Below are 24,892 nucleotides of genomic sequence, written 5' to 3' on the forward strand. Positions count from 1 at the left end.
GCTACCACTGTCGAACAGCGGCGGCCGTGGGTACAGGGCCGAACGGCCCCGCGGGACTTCCACTGGTACGAGGACGGCGAGCAGCGGACCACCTACGAGCGGCTGCCGGGGCCCACCCGTCGCGTCCCCCGGCCGTTGTCTAGCATCGACCCCGTTCCTCGGTCCCTCTTGGGAGGCAACGGGTGCCCGGCAGTTCGTTCGCACGGCTTCAGTACCTGGTGGAGTCACTCACCGACGACCTGGTCTTCACGATGTCCAGGGGCAGCAAGGAACTGTTCCACAGCGACATGCTGGCCTGGTACGTGGAGCACCACCCGGTGCTGGGCGAAGCGCTGTCGGACGCCTGGCAGGTGCCCGCGAGCTGCAGCGGGCCGGATCGTGTGCGCGTACGGCGGGAGTGGCGGAACCTCGATCTCGTCGTGGAGTGGCCCGGCCGCAGTCCGCTGGTGGTCGAGAACAAGGTCTTCTCGCTCCCGGACACCGGCCAGCTGGACGCCTACGCCCGCGCCAAGCTGCACGGGCTCCACCACCCCGTCCTGGTGCTGCTGAGCCTGCTCGATCCCGGGTGGCCAGGACGGTCGTGGACGACGCCGGACGGGGCGCTGTGGCGTTTTCGCGGTTACGACGAACTCGGCGCCGTACTCCGCCCCTGTCTACCGGAGCTACGCGGAACGGACCGGTTCGCGGCCGACGCGTTCGAGCGCTGGCTCGGCCTGATCGACACCCTCGTGCGGCTGACTGCCGAGGTGGGCACGCCCGCCGACGAGGAGCCCCTGCTGCTGCCCGAGGAGGCGGCCGCCGTCCTCAGGTCCGCGCACCTCGACGCGACGGTGCAGAAGATGCGTTGCCTGTACGCCACGAACCGCATCCGCGCGGAGCTGGCGGGGGAGATCGAGCAGAGCGGGATCGTGGTGCGGACCACGATGAGCCGGGGCCAGGGCATCGTCGAGATGTTCACCGCCGACTCGGGACCCGGTTTTGGCTGGCAGATCCAGGAAGGCCAGTTCCGCCTCGTCTATCTCACGGGCCCGGGTCCCGGGTACGGCAGGGGGGAGGAACGGCGGGCGGTACGCGAGGACGAGGCACGCGCCCACAGCGACTACTTCCGCTTCGACGGCGCCCGCGACCTGCTCGGTGACACCGGACCCGAACGCCCCGTCGTGGCTCCGGGCCTGCCGCTGTCCTTCAACGGGTTCGCCCCCGACTTCGTCTACCGCAGTGTCCCGGCACCCGACCTGACCATCGAGCAGGTGATCGACCTCGGTGTCACCTTCGCCCGCGCGGCACTGAAGGCCCACGCCGACGCCTTCGGCGCGGACCTCCGTACGGACGACCGGTGACCGGCATGCGCGCCGGGCCGGACGTGGACGTCCTGGGAGTCGACGCCTGCGGGAAGCAGGGGTGGGTCGGGATCGGGCTCGCGGACGGTGCCTACGCGGGCAGCTTCGTCGACATCCGGCTCGACGCGCTCATCGAGCGAGCCGCCACGACGCGGACCATCGCGGTGGACATGCCGCTCGGCCTCGTCGAGACGGGCTGGCGTGCCGCGGACCGCGCTGCCCAGGCCCTTCTCGGTGCACGGCGCAGCAGTGTCTTCCTCATCGCGCCGAGACCGGCATGGCAGGAGCGGAACTACACGGCGGCGGCCGACCGGTGTCAGGAGCTCACCGGCAACCGGCTGAGCCGGCAGGCATGGGCGCTGGCCCCGAAGCTGCTCGAAGCCCGGGCGTGCTGGCTGACCGACGAGCGGATCCACGAGGTCCACCCCGAGGTGTCCTTCCACGCCCTGGCCGGCGCGGTGCCGCTGACGCACGCGAAGAAGACCTGGCGCGGTCAGCAGCAGCGCCGCTCCCTGCTGGCCGGGGCCGGGATCGTACTCCCGGACATACTCGGTGAGGCGGACCGCGTTCCCGCGGACGACGTGCTCGACGCCGCCGTCGCGGCCTGGTCGGCACACCGGATCGCGCTGGGGGCCGCGCAGCGGATTCCGGAGCCACCGCAACGCGACGCGGAGGGCCGCGCGATCGAGATCCGGTTCTGACCGTCGCCGGACGAGGGAACGTTCGAGTGGCAGGGCTGGATACGCTGGCGCGGTGATCGAGAATCTTCCTCCCTGTCCGAAGTGCTCCTGCGAGTACACCTACGAGATGAACGCCCTGGTGGTGTGCCCCGAGTGCGGCCACGAATGGGTTCCCGCCGACGCCGCTGCCGAGGGCGGCGGCGAGGCCGCCGGAGAGCGTGTCGTCAAGGACGCCGTCGGCAATGTGCTGCAGGACGGCGACACCGTGGTGGTCGTCAAGGCGCTCAAGGTCAAGGGCAGCCCTTCGGGGATCAAGGCCGGGACCAAGGTGCGCAACATCCGGCTGGTCGACGGGGTCGACGGGCACGACATCGACTGCAAGGTGGACGGTTTCGGAGCGATGCAGCTCAAGTCGGGCGTGGTCAAGAAGGCCTGATCCTTCGGACAGGACCTCCTCGGTGGCGAGGTTGCCCGGGGCGCGGTCGGATGCAGAATTGCAAAATTTCGCAATTGGTTAGATGCTTTGTTTGCTGTGTCTGCAGGTGATCGTGGGCACCGCCTTTTGCGTCCGCCCCCGGAGGGGGACTTGTCGGGGAAGCCGAGGGGTCGTGTCCGTTCCGCTGTACCAGGCCAAGGCCGAGTTCTTCCGGATGCTGGGGCATCCCGTACGGATACGGGTGCTGGAGCTGCTGCAGGACGGGCCGATGCCGGTGCGGGACCTGCTGGCCGCCATCGAGGTGGAGCCCTCCGGTCTGTCGCAGCAGCTGGCGGTACTGCGCCGCTCGGGGATCGTCACGTCCGTCCGTGAGGGTTCGACCGTCGTCTACGCACTGGCCGGCGGCGACGTCGCGGACCTGATGAAGGCGGCGCGCCGGATCCTGACCGAGATGCTCTCCGGTCGGAACGAACTGCTGGCCGAGCTGCAGGAAGCCGAGGCCGTCGCGTGATGACCACTGCGTTCGGCCGGGCGTGGGCCCGGATCGTGTCGCTGCTGCCGGGCCCGGCCGACCTCGCCGAGGTCCGGCGCGACCCGCGCCGGGACCTGCTCGCCGGTCTCACCGTGGCGATCGTCGCGCTGCCGCTCGCGCTCGGTTTCGGCGTCTCCTCCGGGCTCGGCGCCGCGGCGGGACTGGCGACCGCCGTTGTCGCGGGCGCCCTCGCCGCGGTGTTCGGCGGGTCCAACCTGCAGGTGTCCGGCCCGACCGGCGCCATGACCGTCGTCCTGGTGCCGATCGTGGGCCGGTACGGGCCGACCGGGGTGCTCACCGTCGGGCTGATGGCGGGCGTCATGCTCGTCGGCCTGGCGCTGCTGCGGGCCGGGAAGTACATGCAGTACGTGCCCGCCCCGGTCGTCGAGGGCTTCACCGTCGGCATCGCCTGTGTGATCGGCCTCCAGCAGATCCCGAACGCGCTCGGTGTGCCCAAGCCCGAGGGTGACCGCGTGCTGGTCGTGACCTGGCGTGCCGTCGAGGAGTTCGCGAAGAACCCGAACTGGACGGCGGCCGGACTCGCGGTCGCGGTAGCCGCGGTCATGCTGCTGGGAGCCCGCTGGCGGCCGACCGTGCCGTTCTCGATCGTCGCCGTCATCGCGGCGACGGTCGTGGCACAGCTGGCCCACCTGGACGCGGCGAAGCCGATCGGCGACCTGCCGGCCGGACTGCCCGTGCCGTCGCTCTCCTTCCTCGACCTCGGCTCGCTCGGCACCCTGCTCGCCCCCGCCGTGGCGGTCGCGGCGCTCGCCGCCCTGGAGTCCCTGCTGTCCGCCTCGGTCGCCGACGGCATGACGGTCGGGCAGCGGTACGACCCCGACCGGGAGCTGTTCGGCCAGGGCCTCGCGAACATCGCGGCCCCCCTGTTCGGCGGTGTCCCGGCCACCGGCGCGATCGCCCGCACCGCGGTCAACGTCCGCACCGGCGCGGGCTCCCGGCTCGCCGCCCTCACCCACGCCGCCGTCCTCGCCGTGATCGTCTTCGCGGCGGCCCCCGTCGTCTCGAAGATCCCGCTGGCCGCTCTCGCCGGCGTGCTGCTGGCCACCGCGATCCGCATGGTCGAGGTCGGCTCGCTGAGGGCCATGGCCAAGGCCACCCGTTCCGACGCCCTGATACTCGTTCTCACCGCCGTGGCCACCCTGGCCCTGGACCTCGTGTACGCCGTGATCATCGGCCTCGCCGTCGCGGGCGCCCTCGCCCTGCGCGCCGTGGCCAAGCAGGCCCGCTTCGACCAGGTCCCGCTCGACCGGGGCGATCACAGCGCGGAGGAACACGCGCTGCTGGCCGAGCACATCGTCGCCTATCGCATTGACGGCCCGCTGTTCTTCGCCGCCGCCCACCGTTTCCTGCTGGAGCTCACCGAGGTCGCCGACGTCCGGGTGGTCGTCCTGCGCATGTCCCGGGTGTCGACCATGGATGCCACCGGAGCCCTGGTCCTCAAGGACGCGGTGGCCAAGCTGCACCGCCGCGGCATCCTCGTCCTGGCCTCCGGCATACGGGCCGGCCAGCGTCAGGTCCTCGCCTCCGTCGGCGCGCTCGACCTGCTGTGCCACGACGGCCGGGAGTACGCCACCACGCCCGACGCGATCAGGGCCGCCCGCGACCACCTGGAGACCGCCGGAGTGCTGCCCGCCCTCCCCGACCCCCAGCCCCGAACCTCCGGCGAGGAAGCCCTGCGATGAGCTCTTCCCCCGCCCCTCCTCGTCTGGTCGAGGTCTCCGGCGCGGAGGCCCTGTGGCTGCTGGACGGCAGCACGCTGGGCCGGCTGGTCTACGCGCAGCGGGACCTGACCGTGATCCGGCCCGCCCGGCACGTATGGGAGTACGGCCGCCTGGTCGTCCGTGCACCGGCCCCGGCGGTGCCCGCTACCGCGACGTACCACGTCGACGACATCCGTACCGTCGCAGGCACCGGGTGGACGGTCACCGTCTCCGGCCCCACCGAGGTGATCAGCGACCCCGACGAGGCCGCCCACTATCACCGCATCCTCGCGGGCTGGACCCACGGCCCGCACGACACCCTGCTGCGCCTGCACCCCAGGACCGTCACCGGTTTCCGCCTCGCCCCCGCGGAGGCGTGATGTCCACCCAGCTCGAAACCCTGCCCCACCGCCATGTGCTCACGCTGCCCAGCGAGCCGTCCGCCGTCCGCGCGGCCCGCGAGACGGCCGAGAAGGCCCTGGTCGAGTGGGGCATCGGACTGCGTCACTCCACGGTGGACCCGGCGCTGCTGATCCTCGCCGAACTCGTCACCAACAGCGTCCGGCACGCCGCCGTCCTCTCCCCGACGGTGACCGTGATCTACGCGGCGGGGCCGGGCTGCCTGGCCTTCGCCGTCCACGACCGCCATCCCCACCAGCCACCGCTGTACGGAGCGGTCACCGGCACCGGAACGAGCGGCGGCCTGGCCACCGTCATGGAACTCACGCTCGCCCTGGGAGGCACCGCGGTGGTCCGCCCCGACGCCGACGGCGGCGGCAAGGCCATCTGGATCACTCTGCCCCTCTGAACCACCCTCTCCCTCTGAACCGGACAGCGAACTCCGGCCGGCCACGCGCGCAAGGAGGAGCACCACCATGACCATCGACTGGCGCTACACCGTCGAGGACGACCTCGGCGTCCTGTCGGTCGCCGGGTACCTGGGCCCGGACGCCGTACGCCGCTTCACCGGCGCGGTCGGCTGGGCGCTGGCCCGCGGGGCCGGCCCGGTCGTCGTCGACCTGACCGAACTGCGCGGCTGGTCGGCCGAGGGGCAGCTGGCGATCACCGACGCCGCCCGCCGCCTGGCGCAGGCGGGTCGCGGCCTGGAACTGGCCGCCATCCCCGCCGACGGCTCCCTCGTCCCCACCGGCGACTGCCCGCTGGTCCCGGTTCACTCCGACCTGCCCGCCGCGCTCGCCGCACACGGTGCCCGGCACGGGGAACCGGCAGAGGCACGCCAGTCGTGGCGCACCACCGGCTGGCCGGACGGCGACCGCGGTCCTCGCGCAACACCCTCACAAGACCTCACGAATTGCTAATGTTGGCAATTACTGAGGTCCTTACTGGTGGACTCCGTGGTCCGCATCGCCTGTGCGGTTTCGGCTTGCCCGGTGCCGCAGGCGAGGATGGTCCACATGTTCCTGACGAGTGGGTGGATGCGATGCGCGAAGGCCCGGCCGGCAGTGCCGTGCTGCTGTACGGGGGAGGGGGTGGCCAGGTGAGTACGCCGCTGTACCAGCTGAAGGCCGAGTTCTTCAAAACCCTCGGCCACCCGGCCCGCATCAGGGTCCTGGAGCTGCTGAGCGAGCGCGAGCACGCGGTCGCGGAGATGCTGCCCGAGGTGGGCATCGAGGCAGCGCACCTCTCGCAGCAGTTGGCCGTGCTGCGCCGGGCGAACCTGGTGCGGACCCGGAAAGAGGGGTCGAACGTGTACTACTCGCTGGCCAGCCCGGAGCTGGCGGAACTGCTGCGGGTGGCGCGCTCGATCCTGTCGGGCGTGCTGACGGGGCAGGCGGAGCTGCTCGCGGACCTGATGGCGGCCCAGTCGGAGGCGAAGCCGCCGGCGTAGCCACCGCCATCGCCTGCGGCAATATTCCTTAATTCCGGGCAAATTACCGGAAAAGCGCAGTAACTCCACTGGTGGGGAGGCGCGTTGGCCACATGCAGACACGTCCTCACCACGCCGGGAAGAGGGTTCATGGGCCTGTTGCGCAAGATCCGCGAGACCGGGCGGGTGGCCGAGTCCGCACCGCCGTTCCCCCAGGGCGATACGCCAGAGAAGGCACGGGAGTTCGGCGACTCGGTGCAGGTGCGGTGCGTGGATGGGGGCTCCTGCAACGGCTGCGAGATCGAGATCGCGGCGGCCTTCAACCCGGTGCGCGACGCCGAGCGGTACGGGGCGCGGCTGGTGGCCTCGCCCCGGCACGCGGATGTGGCCCTGGTGACCGGGCCGGTGACGCGCAACATGGCCGAGCCGCTGCGCCGCACGGTCGCCGCGATGGGCGAACCCAGGCTGGTGGTGGCGGTCGGGGACTGTGCCGTCGACTGCGGTGAGTTCGCGGGCGGGTACGCCGTCGAGGGGGCCGTCTCCGATGTCGTACCGGTGGATCTGGCCGTGCCCGGGTGCCCGCCGGAGCCCGCCGAGATCGTGGCGGCCCTACGGCGCGTGACCGGGCGGTGAGCGCCATTCCGGCCGCCCTCGCGACGGCCACCGCAGCGGGCGGCGCGGGGGCGCTGGCCGGGTTCGGACTGCCGTACCGGGTCCGGATGCTGTGCCTCCGGCCGGATCCTGCAGATCACCGGTACCACGCGGATCGGACGTGTCCGTGGCCTGATCGCCCAGGCGCCGCCGTTGGGAGGGGCGTTCGGGCTCGCGATGGTCGCGCTGCTGGCCTTCCCGCCGTTCAGCCTCTTCGCATCCGAACTGGGCATCGCCCGCGCCGGTTTCGCCGCGGGAACCGGCCTGGCCTGGATCACCGCGACGGCCCTGCTGCTCGTGCTGGTCGCCTTCGCCGCACTGGCCGCCCGAACCGCCAGGATGCTGCTCGGCCCGGGGACGCCGAGCACGGAAAGCCCGGCCGGGATCTGGCCGTTGGCGCTCGGTCTGGCCGCCTGCGCCGCCCTGGGCGTGGCCACCGGGCCGCTCACCGACCTGCTGCACGCCGCCGCCCAGGCGATCGGAGGCTGAGGCGATGCGCACCGCACATGACGTCGACGTCACCGAACTGCCCCGGCGGGCCGAGGAGTTGCTGACCGACGGCCACCGGCTCGCACCGGGCACCGGCTGCTGCGCGGCGGCGTCGTCCCCGGCGGCGCGGCCCCTGCGCACGCTGCCCGACCCGACCCGGCTGAAGTCGATCCGCGAGGACATCGGGGAGATCACCGACCTCGCCCTCGGCCACTCCACCGTCAGCGACCGCTTCACCGGCACCGCGGTCCTGCGTACCGCCGCGGCCCGCGAGATCGGCTGCCTGGGCTATGTCGCCCGCGCCAGCGGCATCCCGGACGACACCCGGGTGACGCACCCCTTCACGCCGTACGGGACGCGCCTCGACGTACCCGTCCATGACGGCGGCGACGTCCTGGCCCGCTTCCTCGTCCGTGCCGAGGAGATCGCGGTCTCTTTCGCCCTGATCGAGGAGTTCGCCGAGGGACTGGCCGCCCCCATGGCGATGCTCGCGGCCGAGCCGCCACCCGGCGCGGGCGCCGGTACGGGCGTGGGCGCCGGTACGGGCGTGGGCCTGGTGGAGGGCTGGCGCGGCACCATTGCCACCCGCGTCGCACTCGCTCCCGACTCCACACTGGCCCGGGTCAAGCCCGTCGACCCGTCGTTCTTCAACTGGCCCGCCCTGCCGGTCGCCCTGGCGGACACGATCGTCCCGGACTTCCCGCTGACCGACAAGAGCTTCAACCTGTCCTACGCGGGCAACGACCTCTGACGCCCGATCCTGCGCCGTTCCAGATCGTCAGGCCCGCTCCTCGCCCGGTGTCATCCGGCCGGCTCCGTCGGGCCACAGGACCTCTACGGCGATACCGCTGCTGCGGGCGAAGGCCACGAGATGGGCCGTCGCGTCCCGGCCGTCGGTGGGGGAGCCGTCCCACACCGCCAGCAGCCGGGCGCACGAGCGCAGCAGGCTCTCGTCCGCCCCCACGCAGGAACCGCGGTCGGACGGGTCGTACTCCAGCAGCCGTACCTGCTCCGAGAGCAGCAGCAGTTCCCCGGCCGCCGTGCGATCGGACGACTCCAGCACGTCCGGGACGCCGTTCCTGGAGGGCAGGACGGTCACCAGCGCCAGTCCCGCGGCGCGGGCAGCCCTCCCGAAGGCGACCGGCAGTCCCTGTCCGGCACGTACCAGCCCTGCCCTGCCCGTCCGGGCGAACTCGGCCAGACGGCGGCGCAGCTCCTCCTCCAGCATCGCCAGCGTGGGCGCGGTGAGGTCGGGGTGTCCCACCACAGCGATCACTTCAAGCATCCCTTCTCCGCAGCACCCACGGGTCGTGGGCCGGCCGTCCGCCCGGACAGCCGATCTTCCCTGGCCGGAGAAGGCCGTGCCATGGGTCGGCCGGGCCTGCGGCAGGGCCGGTCGGCCCATGTCCGAGGTGCGCGCGCCCGCCCACGGTCACTAGTGCGCGTGCCGGCCCAGATAGAAGAGCATCATCACCCAGCCGGCGATGATGTGTGTGCCGAAGATGTAGAAGCCCGCGCGGATCGCGACACCGCGCTCGATCTGCCACTCCCTGTCCTTCTTCTTGGCTTTACGTTTCCGCTGCTCGCCCGCGGACCCGTCGGACACCTGCTCGGTCATCGTGCCGTCTCCCTGCTTCCTGTTCCGTGCCCCGAAGTCCACGCTGTTCACGACGGCACCGTCGTGGTCCCGGCGATGGTCACCGCGTCGCGTCCGTCTCGCGCAGCTCCTCCAGCAGGTCCTGCCGGCCGGTCAGCAGTGTGGCCAGGATCCGCCGTGCCGCGGCGAGCAGGTCGGCCACATCGCCGCCGGCCAGCTCGTACACCACCGTCGAACCGGTGCGCGTCGCGGTCACGATGCCCGATCGGCGCAGCACGGCGAGCTGCTGGGACAGGCTCGACGGCTCGACCTCGATCGCCGCGAGCAGCTCGCGCACCGGCTTGGGGCCGTCCTGCAGCAGCTCGAGCACCCTGATGCGCACCGGATGGCCGAGCATCCGGAAGAACTCGGCTTTCGCCTCGTACAACGGAACCGGCATCCCGATCACCCCTCGTCCGCCCCGGTCGCCTCGACGTCCAGCCCGTGCCGCCGTGCCAGCCGTATCGCGTCGTCCAGGTCGTCCTCGGCCACCGCGACGGCATACGCGTCCGCGGCGCTCACGGCGGCCGCCAGAGCGGCTCGCGCCGCGCGCACCCGTGCCAGCAGTGCTTCGGTGACTTCGTTCATCACCAGGACCTCCGGACAGTGGATCACTTAGTAGTCATGACAACTAACCAATTGAAGAACTCTTCAATTGAAGTGTAAGGGGTGAGGGCACCGGTTCGGGGAGGGTGCCGGTCCTATTCCGGCAGCCAGGACAATCCGTCCTCCGTGGCCGTGAGCCGGCCGATGACAGGCGGGGTCCTGTCGTCCAGGGGGCCGCCGTACAGGGCCTGTTCCTGGAGGGCGTTGCCGGTGCGGAAGGTCTCGGTGACGACTCGGGTGCCGAGGAGCGGGTTCGTACGGTCGTCGGCCGACGCCAGGCGGCCCACCGCACCCTCCAGTTCGGCCGCTGCGGAGGTCCACCGGGCGCCGAGTCCGCCGGCGGCGAGCACACCGGTGTCGCCCGACGCCACGCCCCCGGCCAGCTCGGCGAAGGCCGCGGCCTCGTCGATGTCCACCCGGGTGATCTTCTTCGCCGACCAGAAGTACGAGTCCTCGTTGCGCTCCATGTCGTAGAAGGCGATGAGGAATTCGTAGAACACCCCGTACTCCCGGCGGTAGCGCGCCTCGAACTCGGCGAAGCCGCGCTCCTCCGGAACGCTGCCGTCCAGGGCCGAGTTCACCGCGCGGGCCGCCAACAGGGCGCCGTACGTGGCCAGATGGACGCCCGACGAGAGCACCGGGTCCACGAAGCACGCGGCGTCGCCGACCAGGGCCATGCCCGGTGACCACAGGGACGCCTTCCAGTAGGAGTAGTCCTTGCGCACCCGGACCTGGTCGTACGGCGGCTCGGTCGCGACCGGCACGTCCGTGAGCAGACGGTCGACCTCGGGGCAGGCCTTGATCATGTTCTGCCAGGCGGCGTGGGGGTCGTCCTGGACGGCCGCGTAGTGCTCCGGGGCGATCACGGCGCCGACACTGGTGAGGTCGTCGCGCAGCGGGATGTACCAGAGCCAGCCGGCGTCGAACGCGGCGCAGAAGATGTTGCCGCTGTTCGGCGCGGGGAGCCGACGGCCGCCCGCGTAGTAACCGAACACGGCCAGATTGCGGAAGAAGTCGGAGTACACGCGAGCCCCGCCCACCCGGCCGTGGATCCGGCTCGTGTTGCCGGAGGCGTCGATGACGAACCGCGCGTGCGCCGTGCGCCTGGTCCCGTCCCGGTCGGTGTACTCGACACCGCGCACCCGGTCGTCGCCCCCGCTGAGCACCCGGCGCACGGGGCTGCCCTCGCGGACCTCGACGCCCACGCGCTCGGCGTTGCGCAGCAGGATCTCGTCGAAGCGGGAGCGCTCCACCTGGAAGGCGGTCGCCGTGGGCTCCGGCAGCCGGGGTGTCATGGCGAAGGAGAACTGCCAGGGCTCCGGGTCGCGGCCCCAGCGCAGCGTTCCGCCGCGTTTGAGGGTGAAACCGGCCCGGGCGACCTCGTCGGCGACACCGAGCAGACGGCACAGGCCGTGCACCGTGGCGGGCAGCAGCGACTCGCCGATCTGGTAGCGGGGGAAGGTCTCCCGCTCCAGCAGGAGAACCCGGTGCCCACGCAGGGCCACAGCCGACGCGGCGGTCGAACCGGCCGGCCCGCCGCCTACGACTATCAGATCGTAGTCCTCGTTCTCAGAGGGCATCCGGCACTTCCTTTCCCATGGGCAACGTGATCACTTGGTCAGCCAGGCGCGGATCGCCGCGGCCGTGCTGTCGGCGTCCTGGTGGAGTACGGAGTGGTGGTCGCCGGGCACGTCCACGCCGTCGTGCGGCAGCGGCCAGTGCGGCCGCCAGTCGCCGTCGGGTGCGACGCGCAGCATCTCGGCGGTGGGCCGACCGCGCAGCAGCAGGGTCGGGACCGGGGACGGTTCGGGCCGCCACCCCTCCATGACACGCACATACCCGCCCCCGGTGATCAGCAGGGAGTCGTCCAGCCCGTCGACGACGTCGGCGGGGAGCGCGGCGCCCGCGGACACCAGGGCCTGCCCGCGCGCATCGGCGCGGCGCAGCACTCCGGCATGGGAGTCGATCAGGACCACCCCGGCCGGCGGCCGTCCCGCCAGCGCCAGCTGCCGGGCCACGGCGTGGGCGATCGCGCCGCCCGCGCAGTAGCCGACCAGGACCGGTGCCGTCTCGACGGGCAGCGAGCGCACGGTGTCTGCGTGTGCCCGCACCAGCGTGGCCACACTGTCCGGAACGGCCCTGCGCGTACCGAATCCGGGATGCTCCAGCAGGTACAGATCACGCTCACCGTCGAACCGCCGGGCCAGGGCGGTGGGGAGACGCAGGTGCGGTGCCAGGTAGTCCGGGAGATACACCAGCGGGGTGCCGTCACCGTGGGCGAGCTGGAGCGGCGGAACGGTGTGCCGCGCGCGCTCGCCGTCGGAGAAGACCGGGAGGGCGTAGGACGCCAGGAACCGCAGCCCCATCGCCTCCTGCGGTCCCTGTTCGCGCAGGACGCGGTGGTACAGGGGGCTGAACCGGTAAGGGGCGTGGGGGAGTTGTGCCGCAGGTTCGGGCCGGGTCTCCCGGGGGCCGTCGACACGCTCCGGTTCGGCTCCCTGCGGTGCGTCCGCGTCGAGCAGCGCCGTGTGGACGTGTGCCGCCAACTCCGGCAGCGTGGGGTACTCCAGGGCGACGGTCGGAGCCAGCCGTACCTGGGTGAACGCGCTGAGCCTGTTCCGGATCTGGACGGCGGACAGCGAGTCGAATCCGAGCTCCGTGAAAGAACGTTCGGCGGGAAGGGCGGCCGGGTCCGCGAAGCCCAGGACCGCCGCGATCTCGGCTCGGATCAACTCCGTGAGCAGGGCCGGACGTTCGGGAGACGGAACGCTCGCGAGCCGCTCGCGCCAGGCACCGGGCCGCTGCCCGGCTCCCTCGACGGGCGCCGTGTCGACCGCGGCCGGACTCCGCGGCAGCAGATCGGCGAGGACGGCCGGCGCACCCGCGTCGGCGGCGGCCCGGAGGTCCAGCGGGACCGGCACCAGCAGCGGTTCCGGAGTGCGCAGCGCCGCGTCGAGGAGAACCGTGCCCTCCCGCTCGCCGACGGACAGGACGCCGCCCTCGCGGGTCCTGCCGGGCGCGACCCGCCCCGCCATCCCCTCATCGCCCGCCGTGGCCCACGGTCCCCACGCCAGCGCCTGCGCGGGCAGGCCGCGGGCCACCCGGTGCCGGGCGAGGGCGTCGAGGAACCCGTTCGCGGCCGCGTAGTTCGACTGTCCCGGCCTGCCGAGGACGCCCGCGGCCGAGGAGTACAGCACGAAGGCGGACAGATCGAGGCCCTTCGTCGCCTCGTGCAGATACCAGGCACCGTCCGCCTTCGGCGCGAGCACGGTCACCAGCCGCTCGGGCGTCATGGCGTCCACCACACCGTCGTCCACCACGCCCGCCAGGTGGAAGACCGCGGTGAGCGTCGAGCGGCAGGACCCGACCAGGGCGTCCACCGACGCGCGGTCGCTCACATCGCACGCCACCACCCGAACATCGGCGGGCAGTTCGTCCACCCAGTCCGGAACCTTTCCGCTGCGGCTCGCCAGCAGCAGACGCCGTACCCCGCGTTCGGTGACCAGATAGCGGGCCAGGCCGGCCCCGAGCGCGCCGGTGCCTCCGGTGACCAGCACGGTCCCCTCGGGGGCCGGCTCGGCAGATCCGGCGGCCGGGGGATCGGCCAGGACCAGCCGGGGAGCCAGGACGACACCGTCGCGCAGGGCGACCTGAGGCTCACCGGACCGCAGCGCCGCCTCCAGCTCGGCTGCCTCCAGGTCCGCCGCCTTCGGGTCGGCCGCGTTCAGGTCTGCCACCTTCGGGCCCGCCGCCTCCTGGTCTGCTGCCTTCGGGTCGGCCGCGTTCAGGTCTGCCACCTTCGGGCCCGCCGCCTCCTGGTCTGCTGCCTTCGGGTCGGCCGCGTTCAGGTCTGCCACCTTCGGGCCCGCCGCCTCCAGGTCCGCCGCTTTCGGGTCGGCCGCGTTCAGGTCCGTGGCCTTCAGGTCGGCCGCTTCCAGGTCCGCGAGCCCCGGCTTCGCCGTGTCCGCCGGAGCGTCCGGCCGGTCCACCAGGACGATGCGGTCGGGATGCTCGGACTGGGCGCTGTGCACCAGCCCGGCGACGGCGGCCTCGGCGAGGTCGGGATCGTCGCCGGTGGCGTTGCGGGTCAGCACCAGCAGACGGCCCGGCCGGGCGTCGGCGGTCCAGTCGCGCACCCGCTCCAGCACGGCGGTGAGCAGCCCGCGCACCCGATCGGGCACAGCGGCGTCCGGGGGCAGGGCTGCGGCCAGCCGGGCCACGTCCAGCACCTCGTGCGTCGTGCTCGCGGAACCTCCCGGCGCCATGGGCCGCCAGGCGAGCCGATACGTCTCCGCGGGAGCCCGCGTCGGGATCGGCCGGGTGACCACCGACTCCACCACGGCCAGCGGCAGACCGGCCCCATCGGTGAGGGCGACGCGGAACTCGTCCGGGCCGACACGCCGTACGACCGCCCGCGCGGCACAGGCGCCGGTCGTGTACACCTTCACGCCGGAAAGGGCGAGCGGCGCCTCGGGCTCGCCCTGCTCATCGCCAGGCTCCCCGGCCAGCAGCGCGGCGTGCAGCGCCGCATCGAACAGGGCGGGATGCAGGGTGTACGACCCCGCTGCCGCCGCTTCCCCCGGCGGCAGCGCCAGTTCGGCGAGGATCTCGTCGCCCCGCCGCCACAACGCAGTCACCGCGCGGAAGGCGGTGCCGTAGCGATGGCCGTGGCCGGCGAGGCGCCCGTAGTCGACGGCGATCCGTTCGGCTCCGGCCGGCGGCCACGCCGTGGGTAGGCCGTCCGGCGGCGGACCGGCCGGTGCGGTCGTCGCGGTGGCATGCCGGGTCCACGGCCCCGGCGTACCGGCCCGGCGCGCCCAGACGGTGACCGGCCGGCCACCCGACTCGTCCGGGCTCCCGGCCACCACCTGCACCTGCGTCCCGTGCTCCGCAGACAGCACGAGCGGCGCGTGGAGGGCCAGTTCGGCCAGCCCGGCCGGGCCCGGGGAGCCGTCGGCCCGCGCGGCCAGTTCGGCGAAGACGGTGGCGGGTACCAACACCCGGTCGCCGATCGTGTGGTCGGCCAGCCAGGAGTGGCGGTCCAGGGACAGGACGGTGGTGTGCCGGATTCCGGGCCTGTCGGCGTCGGGCAGCGGTTCCCCCATCAGCGGATGACCGGACCGGCTCCGGTGCGCGGCGGCGTTCAGCCAGTAGCGCCGGCGCTGGAAGGGGTAGGTGGGCAGCGGACACCGCCGGGCCCCGGTGCCGGCGTACACCGACCGCCAGTCGACCGGCACCCCGTGCACATGCAGCGCTGCCAGCGCCGCCGCCGTCGTACGCGCGTCACCGCACGCACTGAACACCGCGCCGGTGCCCGGCCCGACGCACTCCTCGGCCGCCACGGCCAGCGAGGGGAAGGGCCCGGCCTCGACGTAGGCCGTGACCCCCTCCTCGGCCAGCCGGCTCATCGCCTCGGCGAACCGGACCGTCTCGCGCGCCTGCCGCACCCAGTGGTCGGCGGTGGCGAGTGCCTCCGGCTCGGTCCGGCCGGTCAGCGTGGACACGATCGGAACGGACGGCCGGTGGTAGGTCACCGACTCGGCGACCGCACGGTAGTCGGCCAGCATCGGGTCCAGCAGCGGCGAGTGGAAGGCATGGCTCACCCGCAGCCGGCGGTACGGCCGGCCCACGGCGGTGGCCAGCGCCGTCACCGCGTCCTCCGGTCCGGAGAGCACGACCGACTCCGGACCGTTGACCGCCGCGACCGCGACGGCCCGGCCGGGAACCCTGTCGAGGCGGCGCTTCACCTCGGCCAGCGGCGCGCGGACCGCGATCATCGCGCCGCCGGCCGGCAGGGCGGCCATCAACCGGCCGCGCGCGGCGACCAGCCGTACCGCATCGGCGCGCGAGAACACCCCGGCCACATGAGCGGCGGCCAGCTCGCCGACGGAGTGCCCGACCAGGAAGTCCGGCCGTACCCCAAGGCCGGCGAGCAGGGTGTGCAGGGCCACCGCATGGGCGAACAGCGCGGGCTGCGCATAGTCGGTACGGTCCAGCAGACCGGCTTCCCCGTCGATCACCTCCAGCAGAGGGCGGTCCAGCCACGGGGTGAACTCCTCGCACAGAGCGGTGAACGCCGCCTCGAAGACCGGGAACGCCGCCCGCAGTTCGCCGCCCATCCCAGGGCGCTGAGCTCCCTGGCCCGGACAGAGGAGCGCCACCTTCGGACGCGGGTGCGCGGTGCCCCGCAGCAGCGCCGGGCCGTCGATGCCGGCGGCGAGGTCGCGCAACCCCGCGAGCAGGCCGTCGGTGTCGGTGGCGAGGACGGCCGCCCGGTGGGAGAGCGGTGCCCGGGTGGTGGCGAGTGAGTACGCGGAGTCCAGGGCGCCCGTCTCGTCCCGGACGTCGGTGAGCGCGGCCGCCAGCCTCGCGGCCTGCGCGCGCAGCCCGGCCTCGTCACCCCCGCCGACGAGCCAGGGCATGACCGGCAGTCGACGTGTGGTGGGCGCGGCCTGGTCTGCGTCGTCCCGGGGCGGTTCCTCGATGATCACATGGGCGTTGGTGCCGCCGATGCCGAACGACGAGACCGCTGCCCGGCGCGGGCGGTCGCGGCGTCGCGGCCACGGGCGGGCCCGGTCGAGCAGCTGTACCGCGCCCGCGGACCAGTCGACATGCGGCGACGGCTGCTCCGCGTACAGGGAGGCGGGCAGTTCGTCGTGGCGCATCGCCTCGATCAACTTGATCAGGCCCGCCACCCCCGCCGCGGCCTGGGTGTGCCCGAGGTTCGACTTCACCGAGCCCAGCCACACCGGATCGCCCGGATCGCGGTGCTGTCCGTAGGTGGCGAGCAGGGCGCCGGCCTCGATCGGGTCGCCGAGCGCGGTTCCCGTACCGTGCCCCTCGACCGCGTCCACGTCGGCCGCCCGCAGCCCCGCGTCGGCCAGTGCCAGCCGGATCAGGTCCCGCTGCGCCTCGCCGTTGGGGGCGGTCAGGCCGTTCGAGGCGCCGTCCGAGTTGACGGCGGAGCCGCGCAGCACCGCCAGTACCGGATGGCCGTTGCGCCGGGCGTCCGAGAGCCGTTCCAGCAGCACCAGGCCGACGCCCTCGGCCCAGGCGGTGCCGTCCGCGCCCGCGGCGAACGAACGGCAGCGGCCATCCGGCGACAGCCCCCGAAGGCGGCTGAACGCCACGAACGGCAGCGGGCTCGGCAGCACCGTCACCCCGCCGGCCAGCGCGAGCGAACACTCCCCGGCGCGCAGCGACCTGGCGGCCAGGTCCAGCGCCACCAGCGACGACGAACAGGCCGTGTCCAGAGTGAGCGCCGGGCCGCGCAACCCGAGGACATAGGCGATCCGGCCGGACGCCACACTCGGTGACGATCCGACGCCGAGATGCGACTCCAGTTCGTGCGGCGAGAGCCCGCTCGCGTACCCGCCGGCGTGCATCAGACCGACGAACACGCCGGTGCTGGTGCCGCGCAGCCGTGGTGCCGGGATGCCCGCCCGTTCGAAGGTCTCCCAGGCGACCTCCAGCAGCAGCCGCTGCTGGGGATCGGTGGCCAGCGCCTCGCGGGGCGACATGCCGAAGAACAGCGGGTCGAAGTCCGCCACGCCGTCGAGGAATCCGCCTCGGCGGGTGTACGTCGTCCCGATCCGGTCCGGGTCGGGATGGTGCAGGGCGGCCAGGTCCCAGCCCCGGTCGGCGGGGAACTCGGAGGTGGCGTCGGCCCCCTCGGCCACCAGGCGCCAGAGGTCCTCGGGCGAGCTCACTCCGCCCGGGTAACGGCAGCCGACGGCCACGATCGCCACCGGGTCGGCCTCCGGGCCGCGCGTCGCAACCGCCCTCGCGGATACCGGAGTTCCGTGCAGCCGGGCGTCCAGGTAGGCGGCTGTCGCGGCCGGGCTCGGATGGTCCCACATCAGTGTCGCCGGGAGCCGCAGCCCGGTGCGGGCGCCGAGCCGGTGCCACAGGGTCATGGCGTCCATCGACGTCAGACCGATATCGGCGAACGCGGTGCCGGGATCGGCGGCCGCCCCGCTGATCGCCGCGGCCTCCGTGCACACCAGGTCGGTCAGCGCGGCCCGCCGCTCGCCGGGCGTGCGGTCGGCCAGTGCGACGAGGCCCGGTTCGGCACGACGGTCGGCGAGGGCCTGGCGCAGTAGGGCCCGGCGCAGTTTGCCGCCCGCGGTGCGCGGCACGGCCGGGGTGAGCAGCACCTCCTCGGGAACCTTGTGCGCGGAGAGCACCGCCGCGCAGGCGCGCAGCAGCGGCGCCGGATCCAGGTCCGGCCGGTCCGGCACCACGAACGCCACCGGAACCTCACCGAGCAGCGGATGGGCCCGCCCGACCACGGCCGCGTCCTGCACCCCCGGCAGACCGCACAGCACGCGCTCGACCTCGGCCGGGTCGACGTTCTCCCCGCCGCGCACGATACGGTCGGTCGCCCGCCCGGTGACCGTCAGAACGCCCCGCTCGTCCAACCGGCCCAGGTCACCGGTCCGGTACCAGCCGTCGCGCAGGACGGCGGCGGTCTCCTCGGGCCGGTTGTGGTAGCCGAGCATCACGCCCGGGCCCCGCACCCAGATCTCGCCGTCCCCGTCGGCGGTCTCCGGCGTGACGAGGCGTACCTCCATACCGGGCAGCGGTGTCCCGCTGCCGCCACGCGCCCTCGGCCCGCCAGGCCCCTCCATGGCGATCTTTCCGCAGGTCTCCGTGGAGCCGTAGCCGTCCAGCAGCGGGGCACCGAACCGCGCCTCGACCTCCTCCCGCAACTCCGGGTCACTGGGCGCCCCGGCCGTGACGCACAGCCGCAGCGAGGGCACGGAGCCCAGCCCGGTGTCCAGCAACTGCCAGTAGGTGAGGGGGACTCCGGCCAGGACGGTCGGCGCGTACTCGTCGACCAGCCGTGCCAGCGCGGCCGGTTCGCGGGACGCGGTGATCCGGGCGCTCGCCCCGGCCACGGTGGTGCCCAGGACACAGAGCGAGTGGGCGTAGGTGTGGGAGAGGGGCAGCGGCCACAGGATGCGGTCCGCGGCCGACAGGCCGAGCCGGGGCAGGTAGCAGGCGGCCGGGGACCAGAGCGCGGACCGCTGACTGGAGACCGCCGCCCTGCTGACGCCGGAGGTACCGGAGGTGTAGAGCAGCCAGGCAGGCTGGTCCAGGCCGAGGTCGTCAGGGGGAGCGGACGACGGTTCTGCGACCAGCGCCTCCCAGGCGGTGGCCCCTTCCGGCAGCGGGCCCTCGCCGGTGACGAGCAGCCGGACCGGCCGGCCGGCCGTCAGCCGGGTGATCCGTGACAGGTTGCGCCGGTCGGTGACCAGCACGGCCGGATCGCAGTCGGCCAGCAGCTCGGCGAGTTCGGCATCCGTGGCGCGGGAACCGAGCGGCACGCCCACCGTGCCGGCCCGCACCGTGGCCAGCAGCCCCTCGACCAGCTCCACGCCGTTGTCCAGGCAGAAGGCCACCCGGTCCGAGCGGCCGGTCTCCAGCCGTGCCCCCAACCGGCCCGTCCTGCACTCCAGTTCGGCCCAGGACAGCGCCCGCCGGTCATCGGCGAAGGCGACCCTCCCGCCGTGCCGCCGGGCGTTGTCGACGAGCAACTCCGCGACGGGCCGCACTTCCGGCGCCTGCACCGTTCCCACCCGGTTCCCCCTGATACCCCAACGCCTGTGCCATACAGGCCCGTTGAGGAGCCTAACGCCGCATGCCGGCGCCGAACGGGCCGCGACGCGCGGCCCGACGGGAGTCGTTCGACGGGTTGGTGACGGCCGCGTACGACGCCGGGACCCGCCGCCGGTGACCGTCCGGGACGGCAACGGCAGGTTGATGATCTTCGGGATCGCGGAGCCGATCGCCTGCGGAGCGGGGGTGCGCCCCGAGCACTCACCGCATCCGGACCCCCGAGGGGGTTGCAGCGCCAGCCCGAGCGGCGTTTTCTGGAAGTATCCGATGGTGAAACAAGAGCGCCTAGGGTCGCGGCACGGACCGGGGGTTCTGCCTCGACGTGTTTCTCCTGGCCACCGCCTCGGTCTGCGCGGTCCGTCGTCGGCCCCCGGCGTTCGACGCGGAGGTGAGCCAGGTGAAAGCCGTCGTCTACGAGAAGCCCTTCAGTGTCACTGTGAGGGACGTCGACGATCCGCGCATCCAGCACCCGAACGACGTGCTGGTACGGGTCACGTCGACCGCCATCTGCGGATCCGACCTGCATATGTACGAGGGCCGCACGGCCGCCGAGTCGGGCATCGTCTTCGGACACGAGAACCTCGGCATAGTCGAGGAGATCGGCGCGGGCGTGACGTCGTTGTCCAAGGGCGACCGTGTCGTCATGCCGTTCAACGTCGCCTGCGGATTCTGCAAGAACTGCCTGGCCGGCAAGACCGGCTTCTGCCTCACGGTCAATCCGGGCTTCGCCGGCGGAGCCTACGGCTATGTGGCGATGGGCCCCTACAAGGGCGGGCAGGCAGAGCTGCTGCGGGTACCGTTCGCCGACTTCAACTGCCTCAAGCTGCCGCCGGGCGAGGAGTTCGAGACCGATTTCGTGCTGCTCGCCGACATCTTCCCGACCGGCTACCACGGCTGCGAGCTCGCCCAGGTGTCTCCCGGCGAGAGCGTGGCCGTCTTCGGGGCCGGCCCGGTCGGGCTGATGGCCGCGTACTCCGCGCTGCTGCGCGGTGCGGCCAAGGTGTTCTCGGTCGACCGCGTGCCCGAGCGGCTCGCCAAGGCCGAGCAGATCGGAGCGATCCCGATCGACTTCACCAAGGGCGACCCGGCGGCCCAGATCAAGGAACAGACCGGAGGCGAGGGAACGGACAAGGGCGTCGACGCCGTCGGCTATCAGGCCCAGGCGCACGACGCGAGCCACGAGGAACCCGCCATCGTCCTCAACGCCCTCGTCGAGACGGTGCGGCCGACCGGTATGCACGGTGTGCCGGGCCTGTACGTCCCGTCCGACCCGGGCGGCCCCGACGAGCACGCCAAACACGGCCAGCTGCTGGTCTCCATCGGCAGGATGTTCGAGAAGGGCCAGCGGATGGGCACCGGCCAGTGCAATGTGAAGCAGTACAACCGCCAGTTGCGTGACCTGATCATCGCAGGGCGGGCCAAGCCCAGCTTCGTGGTCTCCCACGAACTGCCACTGGAGGAAGCGCCGAGGGCGTACGAGAAGTTCGACCAGCGGATAGAGGGCTACACCAAGGTCGTCCTGCACCCCGGGCACGCTCTCGCGGCGTAGGACCGTCCACACACCCACGGCGGGCCGGCTCCCGTGCCCGGCCCGCCCTTCGGCGGGCGAGGTCTCCTCGACGGCATCGGCCGGGGTCCGGCTACGGGCGTCCGGCACCGTCCCCGCCCGGTTCGGCATCCGCGGAAGCCGCGGTGAGCGCGGCGACCCACTCGGCGGGCCAGGGCGCGCTGACCCGCTCCTCTCCCGGCTTTTCCGGTGGCACATGGACGACCGTGTACCGGCCGGACGCCGCGAGCCGACGCGGCCGGCCGTCGGTCCTCTCGCCCCACACCTCGAACCGGAACGTCATCGAGGACGTCCCGATGCGTTCGACGGCGAGGATGGTCGTCACCTCCTGCTGGAACCACAGCGGAGAGGCGAAGTCGACCTCGTAGCGCACCCGCGGTGCGGCACCGAAGTAGCCGACGACACCGTGCTCGCGGGCCAGCGCCGCCTCGGCCGCCTCCACGAACCGGACCACCGCCGAGTTGTGGTAGTGCCCGGAGGCGTCGGTGTCCGACCACTCCACGCGGCACCGGTGGACGGCACTGGCCAGTTCGGCGGGCGTATCCTCGGTGGATCTCATGTCTCGTATTTTTCACGGTCGTCATTTAAAGTCAATACGCTCGCCCGGTCGTGGGCGTGTCCGACCGCAACTGAGCGAAAGGGGCGACGTGAAGCTTGCATCCCTCGCCGTCGACGGCGAGCGGCGATCCGGCGTCGTAGACAAGACCGGGCAGACGGTCACCGTGCTGCCCGCGGAGATCGGCACCGTGGACGACATCGTCCGCGGCGGCCCGGAAGCCCTGGAGGCGGTCCGCGCCGCCGTGCCCGGTGTGCCCCTGGCCCTGTCCCAGGTCCGCCTGGAAGCCCCGCTGCACCGCTTCAACCGTGACATCCTGTGCACCGGCTGGAACTACTGGGACCACTTCGAGGAGTCGAGGGGGAAACGGGAGGGACAGGACCCGGACAAGCGGCCCGAGCATCCCACCTTCTTCACCAAGGGCCCCGGCACCGTCATCGGCCCCGGCGACGACATCGCCTACGACCCCGACCTCTCCGCCAAGTGGGACTACGAGGCCGAGATCGCGCTCGTCATCGGCCGCGAGGGACGGTCGATCCCGGAGGAGAAGGCCCTGGACCACGTCTTCGGCTACCTCGTCGCCAACGACGTCTCCCAGCGTGACCTCCAGCGGGCACACGGCGGCCAGTGGCTCAAGGGCAAGAGCATCGACGCGACCATGCCGCTCGGGCCGTGGCTGACGACCGCCGACGAGATCGACGACCTGACCGGCCTGCGGGTGCAGTGCGAGGTCGACGGCCGTCTGCTGCAGAACGCGACCAGCGGCCAGATGGCCTTCCCCATCCCCAGGATCATCGCCGAGCTCAGCCGCGGCATGACCCTGCGTGCCGGGGACGTGGTCCTCACCGGCACGCCGAGCGGTATCGGCAGCGCCCGCGAACCGCAGATCTTCCTCGGCGACGGCGATCTCGTCGTCACCCGGGTCAGCGGTCTGGGGGAACTGTGCAACCGGGTGCGCCGGACCCGGCTCACCTGACTCCGGCGCGCGACGCCCTACAGGCCGGCCGGGCCACCCGGCCCGGCCGACCCGCCCCTCACATCGTTGCTAACCGCGACGCCCCGCCGGGGTGCTGTGGTCCCCGCCGGGCGCCGGAACGGAGCCGCCGGGTGCCGTGTCCGCCGTCGGCTCCGCCCGGTCGGCGTGGCCCGGCCACCAGGCCGCGTGGCCGATCAGCGCCGTGAGGCTCGGGGTGAAGAACATCGCCATCACGAACGCGGCGACCGCGATGCCGAAGGAGACCGCGAAACCCATCTCCGTGAGCAGTGCGTTGCCCGCGAGCATCATCGTGGCGAAGGTCGCCGCCAGGATGAAGCCCGCCGCGGCCACCGTCGGACCCGCGTGCCGCAGCGCCATGCCGGCCGCCTCACGCGGCTCCCGGCCCTCACGGGCCTCCTCGCGGAGCCGGGCGATCATCAGGATGTTGTAGTCCGTGCCGATGGCGACCACGAAGAGATACATGATCACCGGGAGCATGAACATCAGCCCGGGCTTGCCCTGCGCCTCCTGGAAGATCCAGACCGTGGCACCGAGGGTGGCACCGAAGCCGAGCCCCACCGAGGCGATCAGGTACCAGGGAGCGACCACACTGCGCAGCAGCAGCCCCAGGATCACCATGATCAGCAGGGCGGCGACGGGGAACACCGTCCGGTAGTCGTGGTTGACCGCGGAGTCGATGTCCTTGTAGATCGAGGACATCCCGCCGACCACCGCCTCGGTGCCCTCGGGCGCGTCGGCGTGCGCGACGTCACGCACCCGGCCCACCGCGTCGATCGCCTTGTCCGTGGACGCCTCGTACTTGAGGGTGACGGTGAAGTCCGCCGTGGTGCCGCCCTCGTTCACCTGGGTCATCCGGGCACTCGCGACACCGTCCACGGCGCCCAGCTTCTGCGCGTAGGCGTCGAAGGAGGACTTGTCCAGCGGCTTGCCGTCGGTGCTGGACAGATAGACGTCGGTGGGCGCGGCGGCACCCGCCGAGTACGCCTTCTGCATCTCGTCCTGGACGACCATGGACTCCTTGGTCTTCGGCATCGAGCCCGACGCCAGGTCGAACGTGGCGTGGTAGCCCAGCGTGCCCAGCGACAGCATGACCAGAACGGCGCCGGAGACCGCGGCGGTCAGCGCCGGGCGGCGCTGCACCCCACGGCCCAGGGCCGCGAAACGGGCGTTGGCCGGCTCCTGCTGCCAGGACTTCGAGGGCCAGAACACCTTCGGGCCGATGAGCGAGACCACGGCCGGGATCAGGGTCAGGCCCGCGACCAGCGTGACCGAGACCGCGATGGCCAGCGCCGGCCCCATCTGCTTCAGGAAGCCCAGCGTGGACAGCACCAGCGCGAGGAAGGCGATGATGACCGCGCCGGCCGCCGAGGCGATCGCCTCGCCGACCCGGCCGACCGCGTTGACCATGGCCTGCTTGGGTTCGTCACCCGCGCGCAGGCGTTCGCGGTAACGGAACATCAGGAACAGGAAGTAGTCCGTGCCCACACCGAAGAGCACGACGATCAGGATCGACGAGACGGAACTGTTGGCCTGCAGATCGAACAGCTTGGTGGCGTACGCGATCAGCCCGTTGGCGATCGCCGACACCAGGCCGATCAGGATCAGCGGCAGGAAGGCGAGGATCGGCGCCCGGAAGATGATCAGCAGGGTCACCAGGATGATCGCGAAGGTCCCGATGCCGATCAGCGCCTCGCCGCGCTTGGACGAGTCCTGCTGGTCCAGGGCCTGCGCGGCCGAACCGCCCAGTCTGGCCTCCAGGCCGGTGCCCTTGACCAGTTGCCCGAGGTCGTCGCGCAACACCTTGGCGGCGTCCGCCTGTACGGGCTGGCCCGCGTTCTTGCTGTCCATCTGCACCAGGGTCAGGGTGTACCTGCCGTCCTTGGACGGCTGGCCGGGGACGACCTTCTGTAGCTGATCGATGTGCTTGCCGCCCAGTTCGGTGGTGATCCGGGCGACGGTCTGTTTGTCCTCGGCGGTGAGCCTGCCGCCGTCGGTGCGCTGGTACAGCGCGATCGCGGCCGGGGTGAAGGCGCTGGGGAACGCCTTCGCCTGGAGGTCGGCCGCCTTGATGGACTCGTAACTCTTGGGCAGGAAACTGCTCTCGTCGCTGTTCGAGGGCAGGCTCGGGGCGGTGGCGACGATCGCCACCGCCGCGATCAGCCATGCCACGATCGTCCAGACTGGATGTCGGACGACGGCACTGCCAATTCGTCGGAACATGCGGAAGGTCCT

General features: G+C 72.4%; 22 protein-coding genes. 14 read left to right on the top strand and 8 right to left on the bottom strand.

What is annotated here, in order from left to right:
- Nucleotides 1–182: 182 nt before the first annotated feature.
- The 12 genes from EDD90_RS49855 to EDD90_RS49910 all read left to right on the top strand — a co-directional run bounded on the left by EDD90_RS49855 (nt 183) and on the right by EDD90_RS49910 (nt 8,428).
- Nucleotides 183–1,340 (top strand): PD-(D/E)XK nuclease family protein, encoded by a 1,158-nt coding sequence (locus EDD90_RS49855; protein ID WP_260328580.1) that lies wholly within the window; start codon nt 183–185, stop codon nt 1,338–1,340.
- Nucleotides 1,341–1,345: 5 nt separating this feature from the next.
- Nucleotides 1,346–2,041 (top strand): DUF429 domain-containing protein, encoded by a 696-nt coding sequence (locus tag EDD90_RS49860; RefSeq protein ID WP_260328815.1) that lies wholly within the window; start codon nt 1,346–1,348, stop codon nt 2,039–2,041.
- A 52-nt stretch (nt 2,042–2,093) separates the two neighbouring features.
- Entirely contained in the window at nt 2,094–2,456 is a 363-nt protein-coding gene (locus EDD90_RS49865; RefSeq protein WP_123979737.1) for a zinc ribbon domain-containing protein YjdM, read from the top strand.
- Nucleotides 2,457–2,628: 172 nt separating this feature from the next.
- The gene (locus EDD90_RS49870; RefSeq protein WP_123979739.1) at nt 2,629–2,967 is read left to right on the top strand and encodes a metalloregulator ArsR/SmtB family transcription factor; all 339 of its coding nucleotides are present in this window, start codon (nt 2,629–2,631) and stop codon (nt 2,965–2,967) included.
- Nucleotides 2,967–4,691 carry a SulP family inorganic anion transporter gene (locus EDD90_RS49875; RefSeq protein ID WP_123979741.1) on the top strand — a complete coding sequence of 575 codons (1,725 nt, stop codon included), beginning with the start codon at nt 2,967–2,969 and terminating at the stop codon, nt 4,689–4,691. Before EDD90_RS49870 ends, EDD90_RS49875 begins: the two co-directional genes overlap by 1 nt.
- Complete coding sequence (locus EDD90_RS49880) at nt 4,688–5,089, top strand: pyridoxamine 5'-phosphate oxidase family protein (protein ID WP_123979744.1); 402 nt, start codon at nt 4,688–4,690, stop codon at nt 5,087–5,089. Before EDD90_RS49875 ends, EDD90_RS49880 begins: the two co-directional genes overlap by 4 nt.
- Nucleotides 5,089–5,517 carry an anti-sigma regulatory factor gene (locus EDD90_RS49885; protein ID WP_123979746.1) on the top strand — a complete coding sequence of 143 codons (429 nt, stop codon included), beginning with the start codon at nt 5,089–5,091 and terminating at the stop codon, nt 5,515–5,517. The genes EDD90_RS49880 and EDD90_RS49885 overlap by 1 nt, the downstream gene beginning before the upstream one ends.
- A 67-nt stretch (nt 5,518–5,584) precedes the next feature.
- The gene (locus EDD90_RS49890) at nt 5,585–6,028 is read left to right on the top strand and encodes an STAS domain-containing protein (RefSeq protein WP_123979748.1); all 444 of its coding nucleotides are present in this window, start codon (nt 5,585–5,587) and stop codon (nt 6,026–6,028) included.
- 179 nt (nt 6,029–6,207) lie between these two features.
- Nucleotides 6,208–6,558, top strand: coding sequence for a metalloregulator ArsR/SmtB family transcription factor (locus EDD90_RS49895; RefSeq protein WP_123982469.1), 351 nt, complete (start codon nt 6,208–6,210; stop codon nt 6,556–6,558).
- An 84-nt stretch (nt 6,559–6,642) separates the two neighbouring features.
- Nucleotides 6,643–7,170 carry an NADH-quinone oxidoreductase subunit B family protein gene (locus EDD90_RS49900; RefSeq protein WP_260328581.1) on the top strand — a complete coding sequence of 176 codons (528 nt, stop codon included), beginning with the start codon at nt 6,643–6,645 and terminating at the stop codon, nt 7,168–7,170.
- Between the two features lie 171 nt (nt 7,171–7,341).
- Nucleotides 7,342–7,677 carry a hypothetical protein gene (locus EDD90_RS49905; RefSeq protein WP_260328582.1) on the top strand — a complete coding sequence of 112 codons (336 nt, stop codon included), beginning with the start codon at nt 7,342–7,344 and terminating at the stop codon, nt 7,675–7,677.
- 4 nt (nt 7,678–7,681) lie between these two features.
- Complete coding sequence (locus tag EDD90_RS49910) at nt 7,682–8,428, top strand: hypothetical protein (RefSeq protein WP_260328583.1); 747 nt, start codon at nt 7,682–7,684, stop codon at nt 8,426–8,428.
- A 27-nt stretch (nt 8,429–8,455) separates the two neighbouring features.
- On the opposite strand, the gene EDD90_RS49915 is transcribed toward EDD90_RS49910, so the two are convergent.
- The 6 genes from EDD90_RS49915 to EDD90_RS49940 all read right to left on the bottom strand — a co-directional run bounded on the left by EDD90_RS49915 (nt 8,456) and on the right by EDD90_RS49940 (nt 19,500).
- Complete coding sequence (locus EDD90_RS49915; RefSeq protein WP_185149504.1) at nt 8,456–8,962, bottom strand: hypothetical protein; 507 nt, start codon at nt 8,960–8,962, stop codon at nt 8,456–8,458.
- Between the two features lie 150 nt (nt 8,963–9,112).
- Nucleotides 9,113–9,295 carry a DUF6126 family protein gene (locus EDD90_RS49920; RefSeq protein ID WP_123979750.1) on the bottom strand — a complete coding sequence of 61 codons (183 nt, stop codon included), beginning with the start codon at nt 9,293–9,295 and terminating at the stop codon, nt 9,113–9,115.
- Nucleotides 9,296–9,374: 79 nt separating this feature from the next.
- Nucleotides 9,375–9,713: a helix-turn-helix transcriptional regulator gene (locus EDD90_RS49925; protein ID WP_123979751.1), complete on the bottom strand. Its 339-nt coding sequence runs from the start codon at nt 9,711–9,713 to the stop codon at nt 9,375–9,377.
- A gap of 5 nt (nt 9,714–9,718) precedes the next feature.
- A complete protein-coding gene (locus tag EDD90_RS49930; protein WP_123979753.1) occupies nt 9,719–9,901 on the bottom strand; it encodes a hypothetical protein in 183 nt (60 codons plus the stop codon).
- 113 nt (nt 9,902–10,014) lie between these two features.
- Nucleotides 10,015–11,499 (bottom strand): tryptophan 7-halogenase, encoded by a 1,485-nt coding sequence (locus EDD90_RS49935; RefSeq protein WP_123979755.1) that lies wholly within the window; start codon nt 11,497–11,499, stop codon nt 10,015–10,017.
- A gap of 30 nt (nt 11,500–11,529) precedes the next feature.
- A complete protein-coding gene (locus EDD90_RS49940; RefSeq protein WP_123979759.1) occupies nt 11,530–19,500 on the bottom strand; it encodes a type I polyketide synthase in 7,971 nt (2,656 codons plus the stop codon).
- 437 nt (nt 19,501–19,937) lie between these two features.
- On the opposite strand from EDD90_RS49940, the gene EDD90_RS49945 reads away from it, so the two are divergent.
- The gene (locus EDD90_RS49945; protein ID WP_123982474.1) at nt 19,938–21,089 is read left to right on the top strand and encodes a glutathione-independent formaldehyde dehydrogenase; all 1,152 of its coding nucleotides are present in this window, start codon (nt 19,938–19,940) and stop codon (nt 21,087–21,089) included.
- Nucleotides 21,090–21,180: 91 nt separating this feature from the next.
- Here EDD90_RS49945 and EDD90_RS49950 read toward each other — a convergent pair whose 3' ends face one another.
- Nucleotides 21,181–21,666 (bottom strand): thioesterase family protein, encoded by a 486-nt coding sequence (locus EDD90_RS49950; RefSeq protein WP_123979761.1) that lies wholly within the window; start codon nt 21,664–21,666, stop codon nt 21,181–21,183.
- 88 nt (nt 21,667–21,754) lie between these two features.
- Between EDD90_RS49950 and EDD90_RS49955 the strand changes: the two genes are divergently transcribed.
- Nucleotides 21,755–22,639 carry a fumarylacetoacetate hydrolase family protein gene (locus EDD90_RS49955; RefSeq protein ID WP_123979763.1) on the top strand — a complete coding sequence of 295 codons (885 nt, stop codon included), beginning with the start codon at nt 21,755–21,757 and terminating at the stop codon, nt 22,637–22,639.
- 69 nt (nt 22,640–22,708) lie between these two features.
- Here EDD90_RS49955 and EDD90_RS49960 read toward each other — a convergent pair whose 3' ends face one another.
- A complete protein-coding gene (locus EDD90_RS49960) occupies nt 22,709–24,880 on the bottom strand; it encodes an MMPL family transporter (protein WP_123979765.1) in 2,172 nt (723 codons plus the stop codon).
- Nucleotides 24,881–24,892 lie beyond the last annotated feature (12 nt).

The sequence above is a fragment of the Streptomyces sp. Ag109_O5-1 genome (assembly GCF_003814875.1).
GTDB lineage: Bacteria > Actinomycetota > Actinomycetes > Streptomycetales > Streptomycetaceae > Streptomyces > Streptomyces sasae.